Genomic DNA, 16,934 nt, shown 5'->3' with positions numbered 1-16,934 from the left:
CCCGCTGCGCGTCCGGCTGACGGGCGCGCTCGACGCCGGTGCGGTGGAGGCGGCGGTGCGGGACGTGGTGGCGCGCCACGAGACCCTGCGGACGGTGATCGTCGAGGACGAGGGCGGCGTCCCGTTCCAGCGGGTCTTGCCTGTTGACGAGGCCGTGGTCGATGTCCCGGCGGTGGACGTCGGCCCGGACGGCGTGGACGCCGCGGTGGCCGGGGCCGTCCGGTACGCGTTCGACCTGGCGACGGAGATCCCGCTGCGAGCGTGGGTGTTCGGCTGCGGGCCCGATGAGCACGTGCTGGTGCTGCTGATCCACCACATCGCGATGGACGGCGAATCGATGGCGCCATTGGTGCGGGACCTTTCCGCGGCGTACTCGGCCCGCGTCGCGGGGCGCGCCCCGCAATGGCCGGAGTTGCCGGTGCAGTATGTGGACTACACGCTCTGGCAGCGCGAACTCCTCGGGGACGAGAACGACCCCGAAAGCGTCGCGGCGCAGCAGTTCGGGTATTGGCGCAACGAACTGGCGGGCGTGCCGCAGCCGCTGCCGTTGCCGACCGACCGTCCCCGCCCGCCGGTCGCCACCCGCCGCGGCGACATGCTCGAATTCCACCTTGAGCCCGCGCTGCACACCGCGATGGAGAAGCTGGCCCGCGAGCGCGGCGTGACCGTGGCGATGGTGCTCCAGTCGGCGCTGGCGGTGCTGCTGCACCACCTGGGCGGGGGCGAGGACGTCACGATCGGGTGCTCCATCGCGGGACGCACCGACGAGGCCATGGCCGACATGGTGGGATTCTTCGTCAACACGTGGGTGCTGCGGGCGGACCTGTCGGGCGACCCCACGTTCGATGGCCTGCTGGAACGGGTGCGCGATAAGGCACTGGCGGCCTACAACAACCAGGACGCCCCCTTCGAGCGGCTGGTCGAGCTGCTGAACCCCGAGCGCTCCACCGCCTACCACCCCCTGTTCCAGGTCGCGTTCACCTGGCAGAGCCATGCGCGGCTCGACGTGGACATGCCCGGGACGCGGGCGACGCTGGAGACCGTCCGGACCGGGACCGCGAAGTTCGACCTGGAGTTCAGCTTCGCCCAGCATCCGGACGGCCACGGACTGCGGTGCCAGCTCGAATACGCCACGGACCTGTTCGACCGGGAGACGGCCGAGGCCGTCGCGGCCCGGTTCACCCGCGTCCTGCGGCAGGTGGTGGCGGACCCCAGGCTGCCCGTCCACGAGGTGGACGTCCTGGACGCGGCCGAGCGCGACTGGCTGCTGGCGGGCGTGAACGGCACCGCCGCCGACCCGGTCGAGACCGTCACGGTCCCCCGGCTGTTCGAGCGCCAGGCCGCCGGGCGGCCGGACGAGATCGCGGTGGTCTCCGGCGCCGGAACGCTGACCTACCGCGAGCTCGACGCCCGCGCCGACCGCCTCGCGCGAACCCTGATCGCCCACGGCGTGGGCCCCGAGACGGTCGTCGCGGTGGCGCTGCCGCGGTCGCCCCACCTGGCGGTCGCCCTGCTGGCCGTCCTCAAGGCGGGCGGCGCGTACCTCCCGGTCGACCCCGACTACCCTGCGGGCCGCATCGAGTTCATGGTGGACGACTCGGCAGCCCACCTGATGCTCACCGACACCGCCACGCGGGAACGGCTCCCCGAACTCGCGATACCGGTGCTGCGCGCCGACACGTCCGACACGTCCGACACGTCCGACACAGGAACGTCCGGCACCGGCGCCGCCACCACGCCGGGCGGGACCGGCCCGCTCCCCGCGCTCTCGGCGGCCAACACCGCCTACATCATCTACACCTCCGGGTCGACCGGCCGCCCCAAGGGCGTGGCGATCACCCACGCCGACCTCACGGGACTGGCCCTGGATCGGCGCTGGCGCGGTGGCGCGCATGAACGGATCCTGCTGCACTCGGCGCCGACGTTCGACGCGTCCGTCTGGGAGTTCTGGGTCCCGTTGCTACGCGGCGGGCGGCTCGTGATGGCCGGGCCGGGGGTCCTCGACCCGGGGACGCTGGCCGCGTACGTGGCCGAGCACGGGCTGACCTCGGTGTTCCTGACCACCGCGCTGTTCAACCTCCTGGTCCAGGAGGACGTCACCTGCCTGGCAGGGCTGCGGGAGGTCTGGATCGGCGGCGAGCGCGCCTCGGCGGCGGCGTTCCAGCGGGCGCGCGAGGCGTGCCCGGACACCGTGTTCGTGAACGCCTACGGGCCGACGGAGACGACGGTGTTCGCCACCTGCACCCCGGAGGACGCGACCGCAGGAGCCGCCGGGGCCACCGGGGACGGAGGGGACGTCCCCATCGGGCGTCCCATGGACAACATGCGCACCTACGTCCTGGACGAAAGGCTCTCGCCGGTGCCTCCCGGGGTGCCCGGCGAGTTGTACCTGGCCGGGACGGGCCTGGCCCGGGCGTACGTCGGCCGGGCCGGCCTGACCGCCGAGCGGTTCGTGGCGTGCCCGTTCGGCCCTCCGGGCGAGCGGATGTACCGCACCGGCGACGTCGTGGCGTGGACGCGGGACGGCGAGCTGCGCTACCGGGGACGGGCCGACGCGCAGGTGAAGGTGCGCGGCTACCGGATCGAGCCCGGCGAGGTCGAGGCGGCCCTGCTGGCGCACCCGCGGGTGGCGCAGGCCGCGGTGGCCGTCCGCGAGGCCGGGACGGGCGAGACCGCGCGGCTGGTCGGCTATGTGGTGCCCGTGGGCGCCGACGAGGCGGGCTTCGGCGACGTGACGGACGTCCGCGACTTCGACTTCGACCTCAGCGCCGGGGTGTCGGAGGGCGAGCTGCGCGGGTTCCTGTCCGGGCGGCTGCCGGAGTTCATGGTGCCGTCGGCGTTCGTCGTGCTGGGCGGGCTGCCGCTGACCCCGAACGGCAAGGTGGACCAGCGGGCGCTGCCGGACCCGGAGTTCGCCGCAGAGGCGTACCGGGCGCCGCGCAACGCCGTGGAAGAGACGCTCGCCGGGGTGTTCGCGGAGGTCCTCGAACGGGATCGCGTGGGAATCGACGACGACTTTTTCGCCGCCGGCGGGGACAGCATCCGGTCGATCCAGGTGGTGTCGCGGGCGCGCGCACGCGGGGTCGGCATCAGCGCGCGCGACGTCTTCGAGCACCGGACGGTCGCCAGGCTGGCCGAGATGCTGGAGGCCCGTGCCGGTACCGGGGACCCGGCCGGAGAGGCCCGGCACGGCGGAGGCGGGCGGAGTCCCTCCGATGCGCCGCTGGTGCCGGTGGACCCCGCCGAGCTGGAGGTGTGGCGGGAGCGCTACCCGGGCCTGGCCGATGTGTGGCCGCTGGCTCCGTTGCAGGCGGGACTGCTGTTCCATGCGATGCTGGCCGACTCCGCGTTCGACGCGTACCACATGCAGCTGGTGGTCCATCTGTCCGGCCGGGTGGACCCGGACCGGCTGCGCGCGGCGGGGCGGGCCCTGCTCGACCGCTACGCCAACCTGCGCACGGCGTTCGTCAATGACGAGTCCGGAGACCTGGTCCAGCTCGTGGTCGACGGCGTCCCGCTGCCGTGGCGGCACGTCGACCTCGCCGGGCTGGACGAGGCGGAGCGCGAGGAGGCGCTGGAGCGGTTCCTGGCCGACGACCGCGACACCCACTTCGACCCCGCCGCGCCGCCGATGCTGCGGATGGCGCTGGTCACGCTGGACGCCGAACACTCCGAACTGGTCGTCACCGCCCATCACGTGCTGCTCGACGGATGGTCCCTGCCGCTGCTGCTACAGGACCTCCTGCGGCTCTACGGATCCGGCGGCGACGCGTCCGCGCTGCCGGGTGCCCCGGAGTTCCGGGACTACCTGGCGTGGCTGGCCGGGCAGGACCACGAGGAGTCGGCCAGGGTGTGGGCGGCGGAACTCGACGGGGTCGACGAGCCCACCCTGATGGCCGGAGGCAGGGCGCAGGAGATCGGCAAGGCGCCCGCCGTCGTCGACGTCCCGGTGTCGGTGGACGACGCCCGCGAGCTGGCGCGGCGTGCCACCGAGCTGGGCGTCACGCTCAACACCGTCGTCCAGGTGGCCTGGGGCGTGCTGCTGGGACGGCTCACCGGACGGCAGGACGTGGTGTTCGGCGCGGCGGTGTCCGGCCGTCCGCCCTCGGTGCCGGGCGTCGACTCCATGGTCGGGCTGTTCATCAACACGGTGCCGGTGCGGTTGCGGTGCTCCCCGTCGACCCCTCTCGCCGAGCTGATGACCGGCTTGCAGACCCGGCAGGCCGCGCTGATGGACCACCATCACCACCGGCTGGCCGAGATCCAGCGGGCGGCCGGGCTGAGCGCCCTGTTCGACACCGTCATCGGATACGAGTCCTATCCCATCGACCGCGCGGGCCTCAGGGACGCGGGCACCGGCAGCGGGGTCGGCGTTACCGGGATCAAGACGGCGGGCGGCACCCACTACCCGCTGGCCGTGCTGGCCTTCGAGGACCCGCACCTGCGGGTCGCCATGCAGTACCAGGAGGACCTGTTCGCCCGGGACGACCTCCAGACGGTCGCGGCCCGGTTCGCCCGCGTCCTGCGGCAGGTGGTGGCGGACCCGCAACTGCCCGCGGGCGCGGTGGACGTCCTGGACCCGGCCGAGCGAGACCGGCTGGTGGCGGGCGTGAACGACGCGGCCGCCGCCCCGGTGGACGAGGGCACGATCCCCGGGCTGTTCGAGCGCCAGGTCGCCGAGCGGCCGGACGAGACCGCGCTGGTGTTCGGCGCGGAGTCCCTCACCTACCGCGAGCTCGACGCCCGCGCCGAGCGCCTCGCCCGGGCGCTGGCCGAGCGCGGCGTGGGCCCGGAGACGGTCGCGGCGGTGGCGCTGCCGCGCTCGCCCCAGCTGATCGTCGCGGTGCTCGCGGTGCTCAAGGCGGGCGGCGCCTACCTGCCGGTGGACCCCGCCCTCCCCGCCGACCGGATCGCGTTCATGGTCGCCGACTCGGCGGCGCACCTGATGATCACCGACACGGCGACCCGGGAGCGGCTGCCCGACCTCACGGTTCCCGTCCTGAACACCGACACCGACACCGACACCACCGGCTCTATGGCACCGGGCGGGACCGATCGGCTCCGCGCCCTGTCGGCGGCCAACACCGCCTATGTCATCTACACCTCCGGATCGACCGGCCGTCCCAAGGGCGTCGCGGTCACCCATGCCGGGCTGAGCAGCCTGCTGGCGGCGCAGACCGAGCGGCTGAACGTCACGCCGGAGAGCCGCGTGCTGCAATTCGCCTCGCCCAGCTTCGACGCGTCCGTCTGGGAGATGTGCATGGGCCTGCTGTCCGGGGCCGCGCTCGTCCTCGCGGACAAGGACGCCCTGGCGCCCGGCGCGCCGCTGGAGCGGACGGTCGCCGCCCAGCGGGTGACGCACGTGACGCTTCCTCCGCCGGTGCTGGCGGCGATGGCGCCCGGCGCGCTGGAGACGGTCGAGTCGCTGGTCGTGGCGGGCGAGGCGTCCTCGCCGGACCTGGTGGCGGCGTGGGCGCCGGGCCGGCGGATGATCAACGCCTACGGCCCCACCGAGACCACGGTGTGCGCCACGATGAGCCCGCCGCTGGAGGGGGACGGCCGGGTGCCGCCGATCGGCGGGCCCATCGCCAACACCCGGGTCTACGTGCTGGACGGCGGGCTCCGGCCCGTGCCGCGCGGCGTGGTCGGCGAGCTGTACGTGGCCGGGCCCGCGCTGGCGCGGGGATATGTGGGACGGGCGGGCCTGACCGCGGAACGGTTCGTGGCGTGCCCGTTCGGCGGGCCGGGCGAGCGGATGTACCGCACCGGCGACCTCGTCCGCTGGGACGCCGCCGACCGGCTGGAGTACGCCGGCCGCGCGGACGCGCAGATCAAGATCCGCGGCTTCCGGGTCGAGCCGGGCGAGATCGAGGCGGCGCTGGCGGCGCACCCCGCCGTCGACCGGGCCGTGGTCGTCGCGAACGCCGGGGTCGTCGCGAACGCCGGGGTCGTCGCGAACGCCGGGGTCGTCGCGAACGGAGACCCGGCCGGTGACCGGCGGCTGGTCGCGTACGTGGTGCCGAGCGAGGCCGGGGCCCGGATGGGCGGCGCGGCCGGCAAGGTCGCCGCGTGGGAGCAGGTCCACGAGCGCGTGTACGCGTCCTCGGACGCGCCGTGGGGCGAGGACTTCGGCGGCTGGGACTCCGCCTACACCGGCGGGCCGATCCCGCTGCCGGAGATGGCGGCCTGGCGGGACGCTGCGGTGGAGCGGATCATGGCGTGGTCCCCCCGCCGGGTCCTGGAGATCGGCGTCGGCACCGGGCTGCTGATGTCGAAGATCGTGCCCTCCCTGGAGGAGGACGGGGCGGAGTACTGGGCCACCGATCTTTCGGCCACGGTGGTCGACCGCCTGCGCGCCCAGGTCGAGCGGGCCGGGCACGCCGAGCGGGTGCGGCTGCGGTGCCAGGCCGCCGACGACGCGTCCGGGCTGCCACGCGGGCACTTCGACACGGTGGTGCTGAACTCCGTCGTGCAGTACTTCCCCGACGCCGCCTACCTGGACCGGGTGCTGCGGCAGGCCATGGACCTGCTCGCCCCGGGCGGCCGGATCGTGGTCGGGGACGTGCGGAACGCGGGCTCGTTCCGGCTGCTGCGGGCCGGGGTGCAGCGGGCGCGGCACCCGGACGCGGCGCAGTCGGTGGTGCGGGCCGCCGTCGCCAAGGCGATGCGGGCGGAGAAGGAACTGCTGCTCGATCCGGAATGGTTCACCCGCTGGGCCGACAGGAACGGCGCCGGCGCGGCGGACATCCGCCTCAAGGACGGGCGGGCGCACAACGAGCTGACCCGGCACCGCTACGAGGTCGTCCTGCACAAGGCCCCGGTGGACGCCCTGCCGCTCGGCGACATCCCGGCCTGGGTGTGGGGCGAGCAGCTCGGGGACCTCGCCGGGATGGCCGAGCTGCTCCGCGCGCACGGCGGCGCGCCGGTGCGGATCGCACGGATCCCGAACGCCAGGCTGACCGGCGAGGTGGAGGCGGCCGCCGCGGCGGCGCTGATCGACGCGCCGGCGACCGCCCACCGGGAGGCCGACCCGCAGGAGGTGCGCGACTGGGCGGCCCGGCACGGCTGGGAGGCGCTGGTGACCTGGTCGACCAACGCCGTGGAGTGCTTCGACGTCATCGTATTCCCCGAGGGCCGGGCGGCCGGCCGGGTGCTGTCGGGCGGGTTCGTGCCGTCCGGGCGCGTCGGCCGGACGCTGGCCAACGAGCCGGCCGGGGCGCGGGAGGGCGAGACGCTGGCGGCCGTCCTGCGCGGTCACGTGGCCGGGCGGCTGCCCGAGTACATGGTGCCGTCTGCCGTGATGGCCATCCCCGAGGTGCCGCTGAACTCCAGCGGGAAGCTGGACCGGCGGGCGCTGCCCGCGCCCGACTACACCGGCGGCTTCGTCGGCCGGGCGCCCCGGACGGCGCGGGAAGAGGTCCTGTGCGGGCTGTTCGCCGAGGTGCTGGGGCTGGAGCGGGTCGGCGCCGACGACAACTTCTTCGACCTCGGCGGGCACTCGCTGCTGGCGACCCGGCTCGTCCGCCGGATCCGCGCCGAGCTGAACGTCGAGATCCCGATCAAGGCGGTGTTCGAGTCGCCGTCCGTCGCCGAGCTGGTCGAGCACCTGTCGACGGGCCTGTGGGTGCGGCCGAGGCTGCGGCGCGCGCAGGAGCGGCCGGACCGGCTGCCCCTGTCGTTCGCGCAGCGGCGGCTGTGGTTCATCCACCGCTTCGAGGGCCCGTCTGCGACCTACAACTCCCCGCTGCGCGTCCGGCTGACGGGCGCGCTCGACGCCGGTGCGGTGGAGGCGGCGGTGCGGGACGTGGTGGCGCGCCACGAGACCCTGCGGACGGTGATCGTCGAGGACGAGGGCGGCGTCCCGTTCCAGCGGGTCTTGCCTGTTGACGAGGCCGTGGTCCAAGTCCCCGCGGTCGACGTCGGCCCAGACGGCGTGGACGCCGCGGTGGCCGAGGCCGTCCGCTATCGCTTCGACCTCGCGACGGAGATCCCGCTGCGGGCGTGGGTGTTCGGCTGCGGACCGGACGAGCACGTGCTGGTGCTGCTCATCCACCACATCGCCATGGACGGCGAATCGATGGCGCCCCTGGTGCGAGACCTTTCGACGGCCTATTCGGCCCGGGTCGCCGGTAGCGCGCCGCAGTGGCCGGAGCTGCCCGTCCAGTACGTGGACTACACGCTCTGGCAGCGTGACCTGCTCGGGGACGAGAACGACCCCGGCAGCGTCGCGGCGCAGCAGTTCGGGTACTGGCGCAACGAACTGGCGGGCGTCCCGCAGCCGCTCCCGTTGCCGACCGATCGTCCCCGCCCGTCGGTGGCGAGCTACCGCGGGGACTCCGTCGAGTTCACCGTGGAGCCCCAGGTTCTGGCGGCGGCCGAGGAACTGGCGCGCGCGCACGGCATGACCGTGGCGATGGTGCTCCAGTCGGCGCTGGCGGTGCTGCTCCACCAGCTCACCGGCAGGGACGACGTGACGGTCGGATCGCCGATCGCCAACCGGACCGACGACGCCCTGACGGACCTGGTGGGGTTCTTCGTCAACACGTGGGTGCTGCGGACGGACCTGTCGGGCAACCCCACGTTCGAGGGCCTGCTGGACCGGGTGCGCGACAAGGTCCTGGCGGCCTACAACAACCAGGACGCGCCCTTCGAGCGGCTGGTCGAGCTGCTGAACCCCGAGCGCTCCACCGCCTACCACCCTCTGTTCCAGGTGGCGTTCGCCTGGCAGAACATCGCGTGGGAGGACTTCGACTTCCGGGGCGCGCGGGCCAGGCTCGAACCGGTCTCGACCGGCGTCGCGAGGTTCGACCTGGAGTTCGCCATGTTCGACCTCCCCGGGCACGGGATCCAAGGCCGGCTCGAATACGCCACGGACCTGTTCGACCGGGAGACGGCCGAGAGCGTCGTGGCGCGTTTCGTGCGGGTCGTGGCGCAGCTGGTCGCCGACCCCGCCATGCCGGTCGGCTCCGTCGACGTGCTGGATCCGGCCGAGCGGGACCGGCTGCTGCGAGGCGTGAACGACACGGCCGTCCCGGTGCAGGTGGGGACGATCCCCGAGCTTTTCGAGCGCCAGGTGGCCGAGCGGCCGGACGCGGTCGCGTTGGTGCACGACGGGAAGCAGCTGACGTACCGGGAGCTCGACAACCGGGCCAACCGGCTCGCCCGACTGCTGATCGAGCGCGGCGTGCGGCCGGAGTCGGTGGTCGCGGTGACGCTGCCGCGCTCGCCGGAGCTGTGGACGGCGGCGCTGGCGGTGACCAAGGCGGGCGGCGCCTACCTGCCGGTCGACCCCGCCTACCCCGCGGACCGCATCGAGTTCATGGTGAAGGACTCCGAGGCGCACCTGGTGATCGCGGACGCGGCGACGGCGGAGCAGCTCCCGGACCGCGCCGGGTCCATGGTCCGCGTGGACGACCCGGACATCATCACCGCGCTGGCCGCCGCCGAATCGGGCCCGGTGCGCGACGCCGACCGGCTCGCCCCGCTCTCGGTGACCAACGCCGCCTACGTCATCTACACCTCCGGATCGACCGGGCTGCCCAAGGGCGTGGTGGTCAGCCACGTCGGGCTGGCCAGCCTGCTCGCGTCCCAGATCGGCGGGCTGGACGTGACCCCGGAGAGCCGCGTGCTCCAGTTCAACTCGCCGAGCTTCGACTCCTCGGTGTGGGAGATGTGCATGGCGCTGTTCTCCGGCGCCGCGTTCGTCCTGGCGGGCCAGGACGAGCTGGCCGCCGGGGAGCCGCTGGTGGAGACGATCAACGCGAACCGGGTGAGCCACGTCCTGATGACGCCCTCGGTGCTGGCGGCGCTGCCGCCGGGATCGCTGCCCACCGTCACCACCCTGACGGTCGCCGGAGAGCCGGTCTCGCCGGAGCTGGTGGCGGTCTGGTCGAAGGGCCGCCGGATGGCGAACGCCTACGGGCCTACGGAGACCACGGTGATGCCGACCCTCTGCGAGTCCCTGGTGGGCGACGGCCGGGCGCCGACGATCGGCGGGCCGATCCCCAACGCCCGGGTGTACGTGCTGGACGCCTTCCTGCGGCCCGTCCCGGAGAGGGTCGCGGGCGAGCTGTACGTGGCCGGGGCCGGGCTCGCGCGCGGGTACCTCGGCCGGGCCGGGCTGACCGGCTCGCGTTTCGTGGCCTGCCCGTGGGGCGGGCCGGGCGAGCGCATGTACCGCACCGGCGACCTCGTCCGGTGGCACCCGGGCGGCGAGCTGGAGTTCATCGGACGGGTGGACACGCAGGTCAAGCTGCGCGGCTACCGGATCGAGCCGGGGGAGATCGAGACGGCCCTGGCGGCGCACCCCCGGGTCGCGCAGGCCGTGGTGGTCGTCCGAGAGGCCGCCGGGACGAGCGGGGCCAGGCAGCTCGTCGGCTACGTGGTGCCCGTGGGGCTCCTGGAGACCGGCGGCTCCGAGGGGCTCGGCGGCGGCGGCTTCGACCTGAGCTCCGGGGTCTCGGCGGGCGAGCTGCGCGGCTTCCTGTCCGGGCGGCTGCCGGAGTTCATGGTGCCATCGTCGTTCGTCGTCCTGGACCGGCTGCCGATGACGCCGAACGGGAAGGTCGATCGCGGCGCGCTGCCGGACCCGGAGTTCACCGGCGAGCTCTACCGGGCGCCGCGAAACGCCGCGGAAGAGGTCCTGGCCGCCGTCTTCGCCGAGGTCATGGGGCTTGAGCGGGTGGGGATCGACGACGACTTCTTCGCCACGGGCGGGGACAGCATCCAGTCGATCCAGGTCGTCTCGCGGGCGCGGGCCCACGGCGTGGAGATCACCCCGCGCGACGTCTTCGAGCACCGGACGGTCGCCAAGCTGGCCGAGGCGGTGAACGGCCGGTCCGGCGCGAGCGCGACCCTGGAGGAGTTCGAGGGCGGCGGCGTCGGGCCGATGCCCCTGCCGCCGGTGGCGCGGTGGATCCGGGAGCTCGGAACCGGGTTCGACCGGTTCTCCCAGTCGATGATGGTGGAGCTGCCGGACGGCATCGACCGCGACGGGCTGGCCGCGACGCTGAGCGCGGTCGTGGACCACCACGACGTCCTGCGGTCCCGGCTCGTGCCCGCCGGCGGCGGGACCCTGGAGGTGGACGCGCCGGGCTCGGTCGAGGCGGCGGGGCTGATCCGCCGCGTGGACTGCGACGGCCGGTGGGACGAGCGGTGGCGGGAGCTGGCCGCCGCCGAGCTGAACGCGGCCAACGGCCGGCTCTCCCCGGCCGCCGGGGTCATGGCGCAGTTCGTGTGGTTCGCGCCGGTGGACCCCGGGCCGGGGCGGCTGCTGATCGTCCTGCACCACCTGGTGGTGGACGGCGTGTCGTGGCGGATCCTGCTGCCGGACCTCGCGGCCGCCTGGGAGCGGGTGCGGGCCGGGAAGGCGCCGGAGCTACCCCGGGTGGGGACCTCGATGCGGCGGTGGTCGCACGCGCTCGCCCAGGAGGCCGCCGACCCGGCGCGGGTCGCCGAGGTGCCCCTGTGGCGGTCGGTGATGGACGGCCCGGACCCTCTGCTCGGGGCACGGCGGCTGGATCCGGCCGTGGACGTCATGTCCACCGTGGACGCCGTGTGGCTGCGGCTGCCCGCGCCGCTGACCGAGGCGGTCGTGACCGCGCTCCCGGCGGCGTTCCGCAGCGGGGTCAACGACGGCCTGCTGGCCGGGTTGGCGCTGGCGGTCGTCCAGTGGCGACGGCGGCGGGGCGTGGCCGAGTCGTCGGTGCTGCTGCGGGTCGAGGGGCACGGCCGGGAGGAGCAGGTGGTGCCGGGAGCGGACGTGTCCCGGACCATGGGCTGGTTCACCAGCGTGTTCCCGGCCCGTCTCGACATCGGCGAGGCCGACCCGGAGGAGGTCTTCACCGGCGGCCCGGCCGCGGACGGCGTCGTCGCGGCGGTCGGGGAGCAGCTGGGGGCCCTGCCCGACAAGGGCATCGGCTTCGGGCTGCTGCGGTATCTGAACCCGGAGACCGCGGCCGAGCTGGAGCCGTACTCCACGGGCCAGATCGCCTTCAACTACCTGGGCCGGTTCTCCGCGGCGGACATGCCCGGGAGCCTGCGCGGGATGGGCTGGGCCGAGGCCGCCGACGCGGCCGAGCTGGTCGCCGAGCCCGACCCGGGGGTCCCGGCTCTGTCGGTGCTGGACGTGAACGCCTACGTGTCCGACGGTGAGGAGGGCCCGCGGCTGAACGCCAGGGTCGCCTTCCCCACGGGAGTGCTGTCCCGTGACGAGGTGGAGGAGCTGGTCGGCCTCTGGTCGGCCGCGCTGGAAGGGCTCGCCCAGCGCGCGGCACAGCACGGCACCGGCGGCCCGGACCCGTCCGGCACGTCGCTGGTGCGGGTGAGCCCCGGCGAGCTGGAGGTGTGGCGGGAACGCTACCCGGGCCTGGCGGACGTGTGGCCGCTGTCCCCGCTCCAGCCGGAGCTGCTCGTCCACGCGATGGAGGTCGGCACCACGTTCGACGCCTATCACATGCAGATGGTGCTGCATCTGTCCGGTCAGGTGGAGCCGGACCGGATGCGCGCGGCGGCGCAGGCCCTGCTCGACCGTCACGCCAACCTGCGGACGGCGTTCGTCGCGTCCGAGTCCGGGGACGTGGTCCAGCTCGTGGTCGACGGCGTCCCGCTGCCGTGGCGGCACCTCGATCTCAGCGAGCTGGGCGAGGCGGAGCGCGAGGAGGCGCTGCGACGGTTCCTGGCCGACGACCTCGGCACCCACTTCGACCCCGCCGCGCCGCCGATGCTGCGGATGGCGCTGGTCACGCTGGGCGCGGAACGCTCGGAGCTGGTCTTCTCCACCCACCATGTGCTGCTGGACGGATGGTCGGGCCCGCTGTTCATGCAGGAGCTGCTGCACCTCTACGGGGCCGGCGGCGATCCGTCGGCACTGCCGCCGGCGCCTGAGTTCCGCGACTACCTGGCGTGGCTCGCCGAGCAGGACCACGAGGAGTCGGAGCGGGCGTGGGCGGCGGAGCTCGACGGGCTCGGCGGGCCGACGCTGCTCGTCCCCGAGACGCCGTCGCCGGACGGCTGGGCGGGATTCGGCGTGGCCGACGTCCCGCTGTCGGTGGACGACGCCCGCGAGCTGGCGCGGCGCGCGGCCGAACTGGGTGTCACGCTCAACACCGTCGTCCAGGTGGCCTGGGGCGTCCTGCTGGGACGGCTGACCGGACGGCAGGACGTGGTGTTCGGCGCGACCGTGTCGGGCCGTCCGTCCACCCTGCCGGACGCGCACTCCATGATCGGCCTGTTCATCAACAACGTGCCGGTGCGGGTGAGGTGCGCGCCCGACGCCACCCTGGCCGACCTGGCGGCCGCGGTGCAGGCCCGGCAGGCCGCGCTGCTGGACCACCATCACCACCGGCCGTCCGGCATCGCGAAGGCGGCCGGGCCGGGCGCCCGCTTCGACACCCTCGTGGTGTTCGAGTCCTATCCCATCGACCGGGCCGGCATGAGGGAGGCCAACACCGTCGCCGGCGTGGAGATCACCGGCATCGGGATGGCGAGCGGCTCGCACTACCCGCTGGGCGTGGCGGCGATCGAGGACCCGCACCTGCGGGTGGGCCTGCAATACCACCGGCACGTGTTCGGCCAGGACGCCGCCGAGGGGATCGCGACCCGATTCGGGGAGATCCTGCGCCGGTTCGCCGCCGACCCGCAGGCGCGGGTCGGCCCGGTCGAGGACGCGTCGATCGAGAACACGGGGACCGGCTGACCACGTGCGGTGTCGGCGCCTCTCCCCCGTGGAGGCGCCGACACCGCACGTCCCGCTCAGGGCGTCCCGCTCAGGAGGCCATGCCGGTCTTCGCGAGGAGGTGCCACGCCCGCGCCTGGAGGAGGCCGAAGCCGAACTCGCGGGCCGTGGCCAAGGCCAGCCGCGCCTCCTCGTGCGTCTCGTTGAAACGGCCCGCGCCGAAGTGGGTGCGGGCCAGTTCAAGACGGGACTCGGTCATGCCGTAGGGATGCAGGGTGGTCTGGGTCGCCGCCGCCAGGGCGGCCTCATGGGCCTTCACGGCCTCGCCGAACTCGCCCCGGCTGCGGTGGACCGCGGCCAGAGCGTTCCACACGCTGATGGTGATGCACCGGTTGCGCAGCCCCTGCGACTGGGTGAACGCCTCCTCGGACGCCTCGGCCGCCTCGGCCACGTCGCCCATCTCGGTGAGCGCGACCGCCAGGTAGGCGAGGCATTCCGACTGGTGGTACCGGGTGCCGAGCTTGGTGGCCTCGTCCGCGGCCGCCCGCAGCACCTCGGCGGCGCGCTCCCACTGCCCCATCAGCAAGCGGCACCGGCCGACCACCATGAGGCATTCGACCCACTGCACGGTGGGCTGCGTCTGGGCGGCCGCGGCGACCGCCTCCTCCAGCAGCGGCAGCGCCTGCTCCAAGCGGCCGGCCAGCATCTCGGCGGCCCCCAGGCCGAGCGGCGCCGCGCAGGCCAGGAACGGCGGCAGCGCGTCGGCGGCGGCAAGCTCGGCGAGCTGGCCGAAGCACTCCCGGGCCCGGTCGAGCTCGCCCCTCTCGATCCGGACGGACCCGTGCCAGACCACCAGCACGGGCCGTCCGGGGGAAGCGGGGTCGACGTCGGCGAGGGCACCGGTGACGTAGTCGAGCGCGGTGTCGAGGTCGCCCAGCCGCCGGTGCTCCCAGACCAGGCAGCCCACCATCGTGGTCTCGGCGCCCTGGTCCCCGGCGCTGCGCGCGGCGTGCAGCCCGGCGCGCGCGGCGGCGAGGTACTCGGTGTGGTGCCCGCTGATGCCCAGATGCCAGACCATCGCCTCGGTCAGCTTCCACGCCATCGGCAGGGGGCCGTGCTCCGCGCAGTGCTCGACCATCGCGACGAGGTTGGCGCGCTCGGCGTCCAGCCAGTGCAGCGCCTGGGGCCGGTCGAGCGGGGCCAGAGCGGCGTCGGCGGGCTTGGCCGCCCGCCGGACGGCCGCCACGAACTCGGGATACAGCACGGTGATCGCGTCGTTGACGGCGCTGAGGTACCAGTCGAAGAGCCGGGCCCGCGCCTCGGCGCAGTACTCGGCGCCGTACTCGGCCTGCGCGCGCTCCGCCGCGTACTCCGAGAGCAGGTCGTGCATCTGGTAGCGGTCGCCGGGCAGGCGCTGGAGGAGGCTCGCGGCGGCCAGCTGCTCCAGCGCCTTCGTCGCCTCCTGAGGGGTGCCGTCCGCGAGCACGGCCATCGCCTCCGCGGCGACGTCGGGCCCGGGGAACAGGGCGAGCAGCCGGAACACCGCGCGGGCCTCGGGGGGCAGCGAGACGTACGACAGGTCGAACGCGCGGTCGACGGCGATGTGGTCGTCGTCGTCCATGGTGAGCGCCCGCACCCGGCGGTCGGCGAGGAAGCGCTGGATGTAGGCGCCGATGTCGGGCCGGTGGCTGCCGGCGAGATTGCTCGCGGCGATCCGCAGCGCCAGCGGCAGATGGCCGCAGAGGTCGGCGAGCCGCTCGACCGCCGCGCGCTGCTGCCCGGCGGCCTCCGTCCCGAGGATCGCGGTGAGCAGGGTGATCGACTCGTCGCTGCTCAGCATGTCGAGCCGGACGCGGCGCGCGCCGTCGCGCGCGGTCAGCTCGGTGAGCTCGTTGCGGCTGGTGACCAGCATCGCGCAGCCCGGCTCGCTCGGGATGAGGGGGCGGACCTGGCCGGCCGAGGCGGCGTTGTCGACCGTGACGAGGACGCGCTTGCCGCGCAGCGCCGTCCGGTAGGCGGCGACCTGCTCGTCCTCGTCCACGGGGATGTCGTCGGTGTCGTGCCCGAGCGTGCGCAGCATGCGGGCGAGCACCGTGGGGGTGGACGGCCGCCGGGCCGCCGAATGCGTGTGGAGATCGACGTACACCTGCCCGTCCGGGAACTCGGCGCGCAGCTGGTGCGCCACGCGCACGGCGAGCGCGGTCTTGCCGACTCCGGGCGGGCCCGACACGGTGACCACCGGGACGGCGACCCGCCCGCCGGTCCGCAGGAGCCCGGCGATCCGCTCGATCTCGGCGCCCCGTCCGACGAAGTTCCCGATCGCCGGGGGCAGCTGGGACCCCGTCCGCGGCGGCTCGGCCGCGGCGGCCTCCACGGGCTGGGCGCCCGGCGGCGCGAGGTCCGGGTCGGCGATCAGGATCGACTGGTACAGCTCGCGCAGCGGGCGGCCGGGGACCACGTCCAGCTCGGACGCGAGGCCGGCGGAGATCGCCTGGTAGGCGGCCACCGCCTCCGCCTGCCGGTTGGCGCGGTACAGGGCGAGGATGAGCTGCGCCCACAGGTCCTCGCGCAGCGGGTTCTCGGCCGTCAGCTCGCGCAGCGGCCCGATGGCGTCGTGGTGCAGCCCCATGCGGAGCTTCACCTCGAACCGCCGGTGCTCCGCCCGCAGGCGGGTCTCCTGGAGGCGGGCGGCCTCCAGGTGGAGCGTCTCGGACGGCACGTCGGCCAGCGGCTCCGCCCGCCAGAGCGCCATGGCCTCGTCGAGCAGCGTCTCGGCGCGTTCCAGCTCGCCGCCGGCCGCCAGCTCGGTGCCCCGGGCGACCAGGTCGCCGAAGCGGTACAGGTCGAGCGCCTCGTCGTCGATCTCCAGCCGGTAGCCGCCCGGCGTCGTCTGGAGGATTCCGGGCGCGCGGAACAGCCGGCGCAGGCGCATCACGAAGACCCGCAGGGCGGCGACCGGCTGCGCGGGGACGTCGGCGCCCCAGACGGCGTCCGCCAGCTCGTGCAGCGTCACCTCCCGGTTCGCGCGCAGCAGCAGCGTGGCCAGCACCACGCGCAGTTTCGGAGCACCGACCTGGACCGCCTCGCCGTCCTGGCGGACCTCCAGCGGCCCCAGCAAACCGAATTCCATGAGTGGACGCATCCGTCGACCGACCCCCGTTCGTGAAACGTCAATGCAGGAAACGATCCGCCCATGCCCTCGACCATAGCTCGGCGACCGCGTTTCGTTCACCGCAAATTACGGACGACAAAATGATCT

Annotated in this window: 2 protein-coding genes; one reads left to right on the top strand and one right to left on the bottom strand. The window is 74.2% G+C overall.

Translation table 11 applies throughout. The features are described from left to right. The first annotated feature begins 4 nt into the window (after positions 1 to 4). On the top strand, positions 5 to 13,696 hold the full coding sequence (locus tag E1298_RS10455) for an amino acid adenylation domain-containing protein (RefSeq protein WP_341770612.1): 13,692 nt from the start codon (positions 5 to 7) through the stop codon (positions 13,694 to 13,696). A gap of 70 nt (positions 13,697 to 13,766) precedes the next feature. Here E1298_RS10455 and E1298_RS10450 read toward each other — a convergent pair whose 3' ends face one another. Next, positions 13,767 to 16,805, bottom strand: coding sequence for an AfsR/SARP family transcriptional regulator (locus tag E1298_RS10450; RefSeq protein WP_165975399.1), 3,039 nt, complete (start codon positions 16,803 to 16,805; stop codon positions 13,767 to 13,769). Positions 16,806 to 16,934 lie beyond the last annotated feature (129 nt).

It is taken from the genome of Actinomadura rubrisoli, assembly GCF_004349215.1.
Lineage (GTDB): Bacteria > Actinomycetota > Actinomycetes > Streptosporangiales > Streptosporangiaceae > Spirillospora > Spirillospora rubrisoli.
Note: the sequence above shows the minus strand (reverse complement) of the source record. Positions and strands in the feature narration are given on the sequence as shown.

Excerpts from the sequence above, each read along its gene's own strand:
- E1298_RS10450 (WP_165975399.1), bottom strand. The coding sequence starts at position 16,805 with ATGGAATTCGGTTTGCTGGGGCCGCTGGAGGTCCGCCAGGACGGCGAG.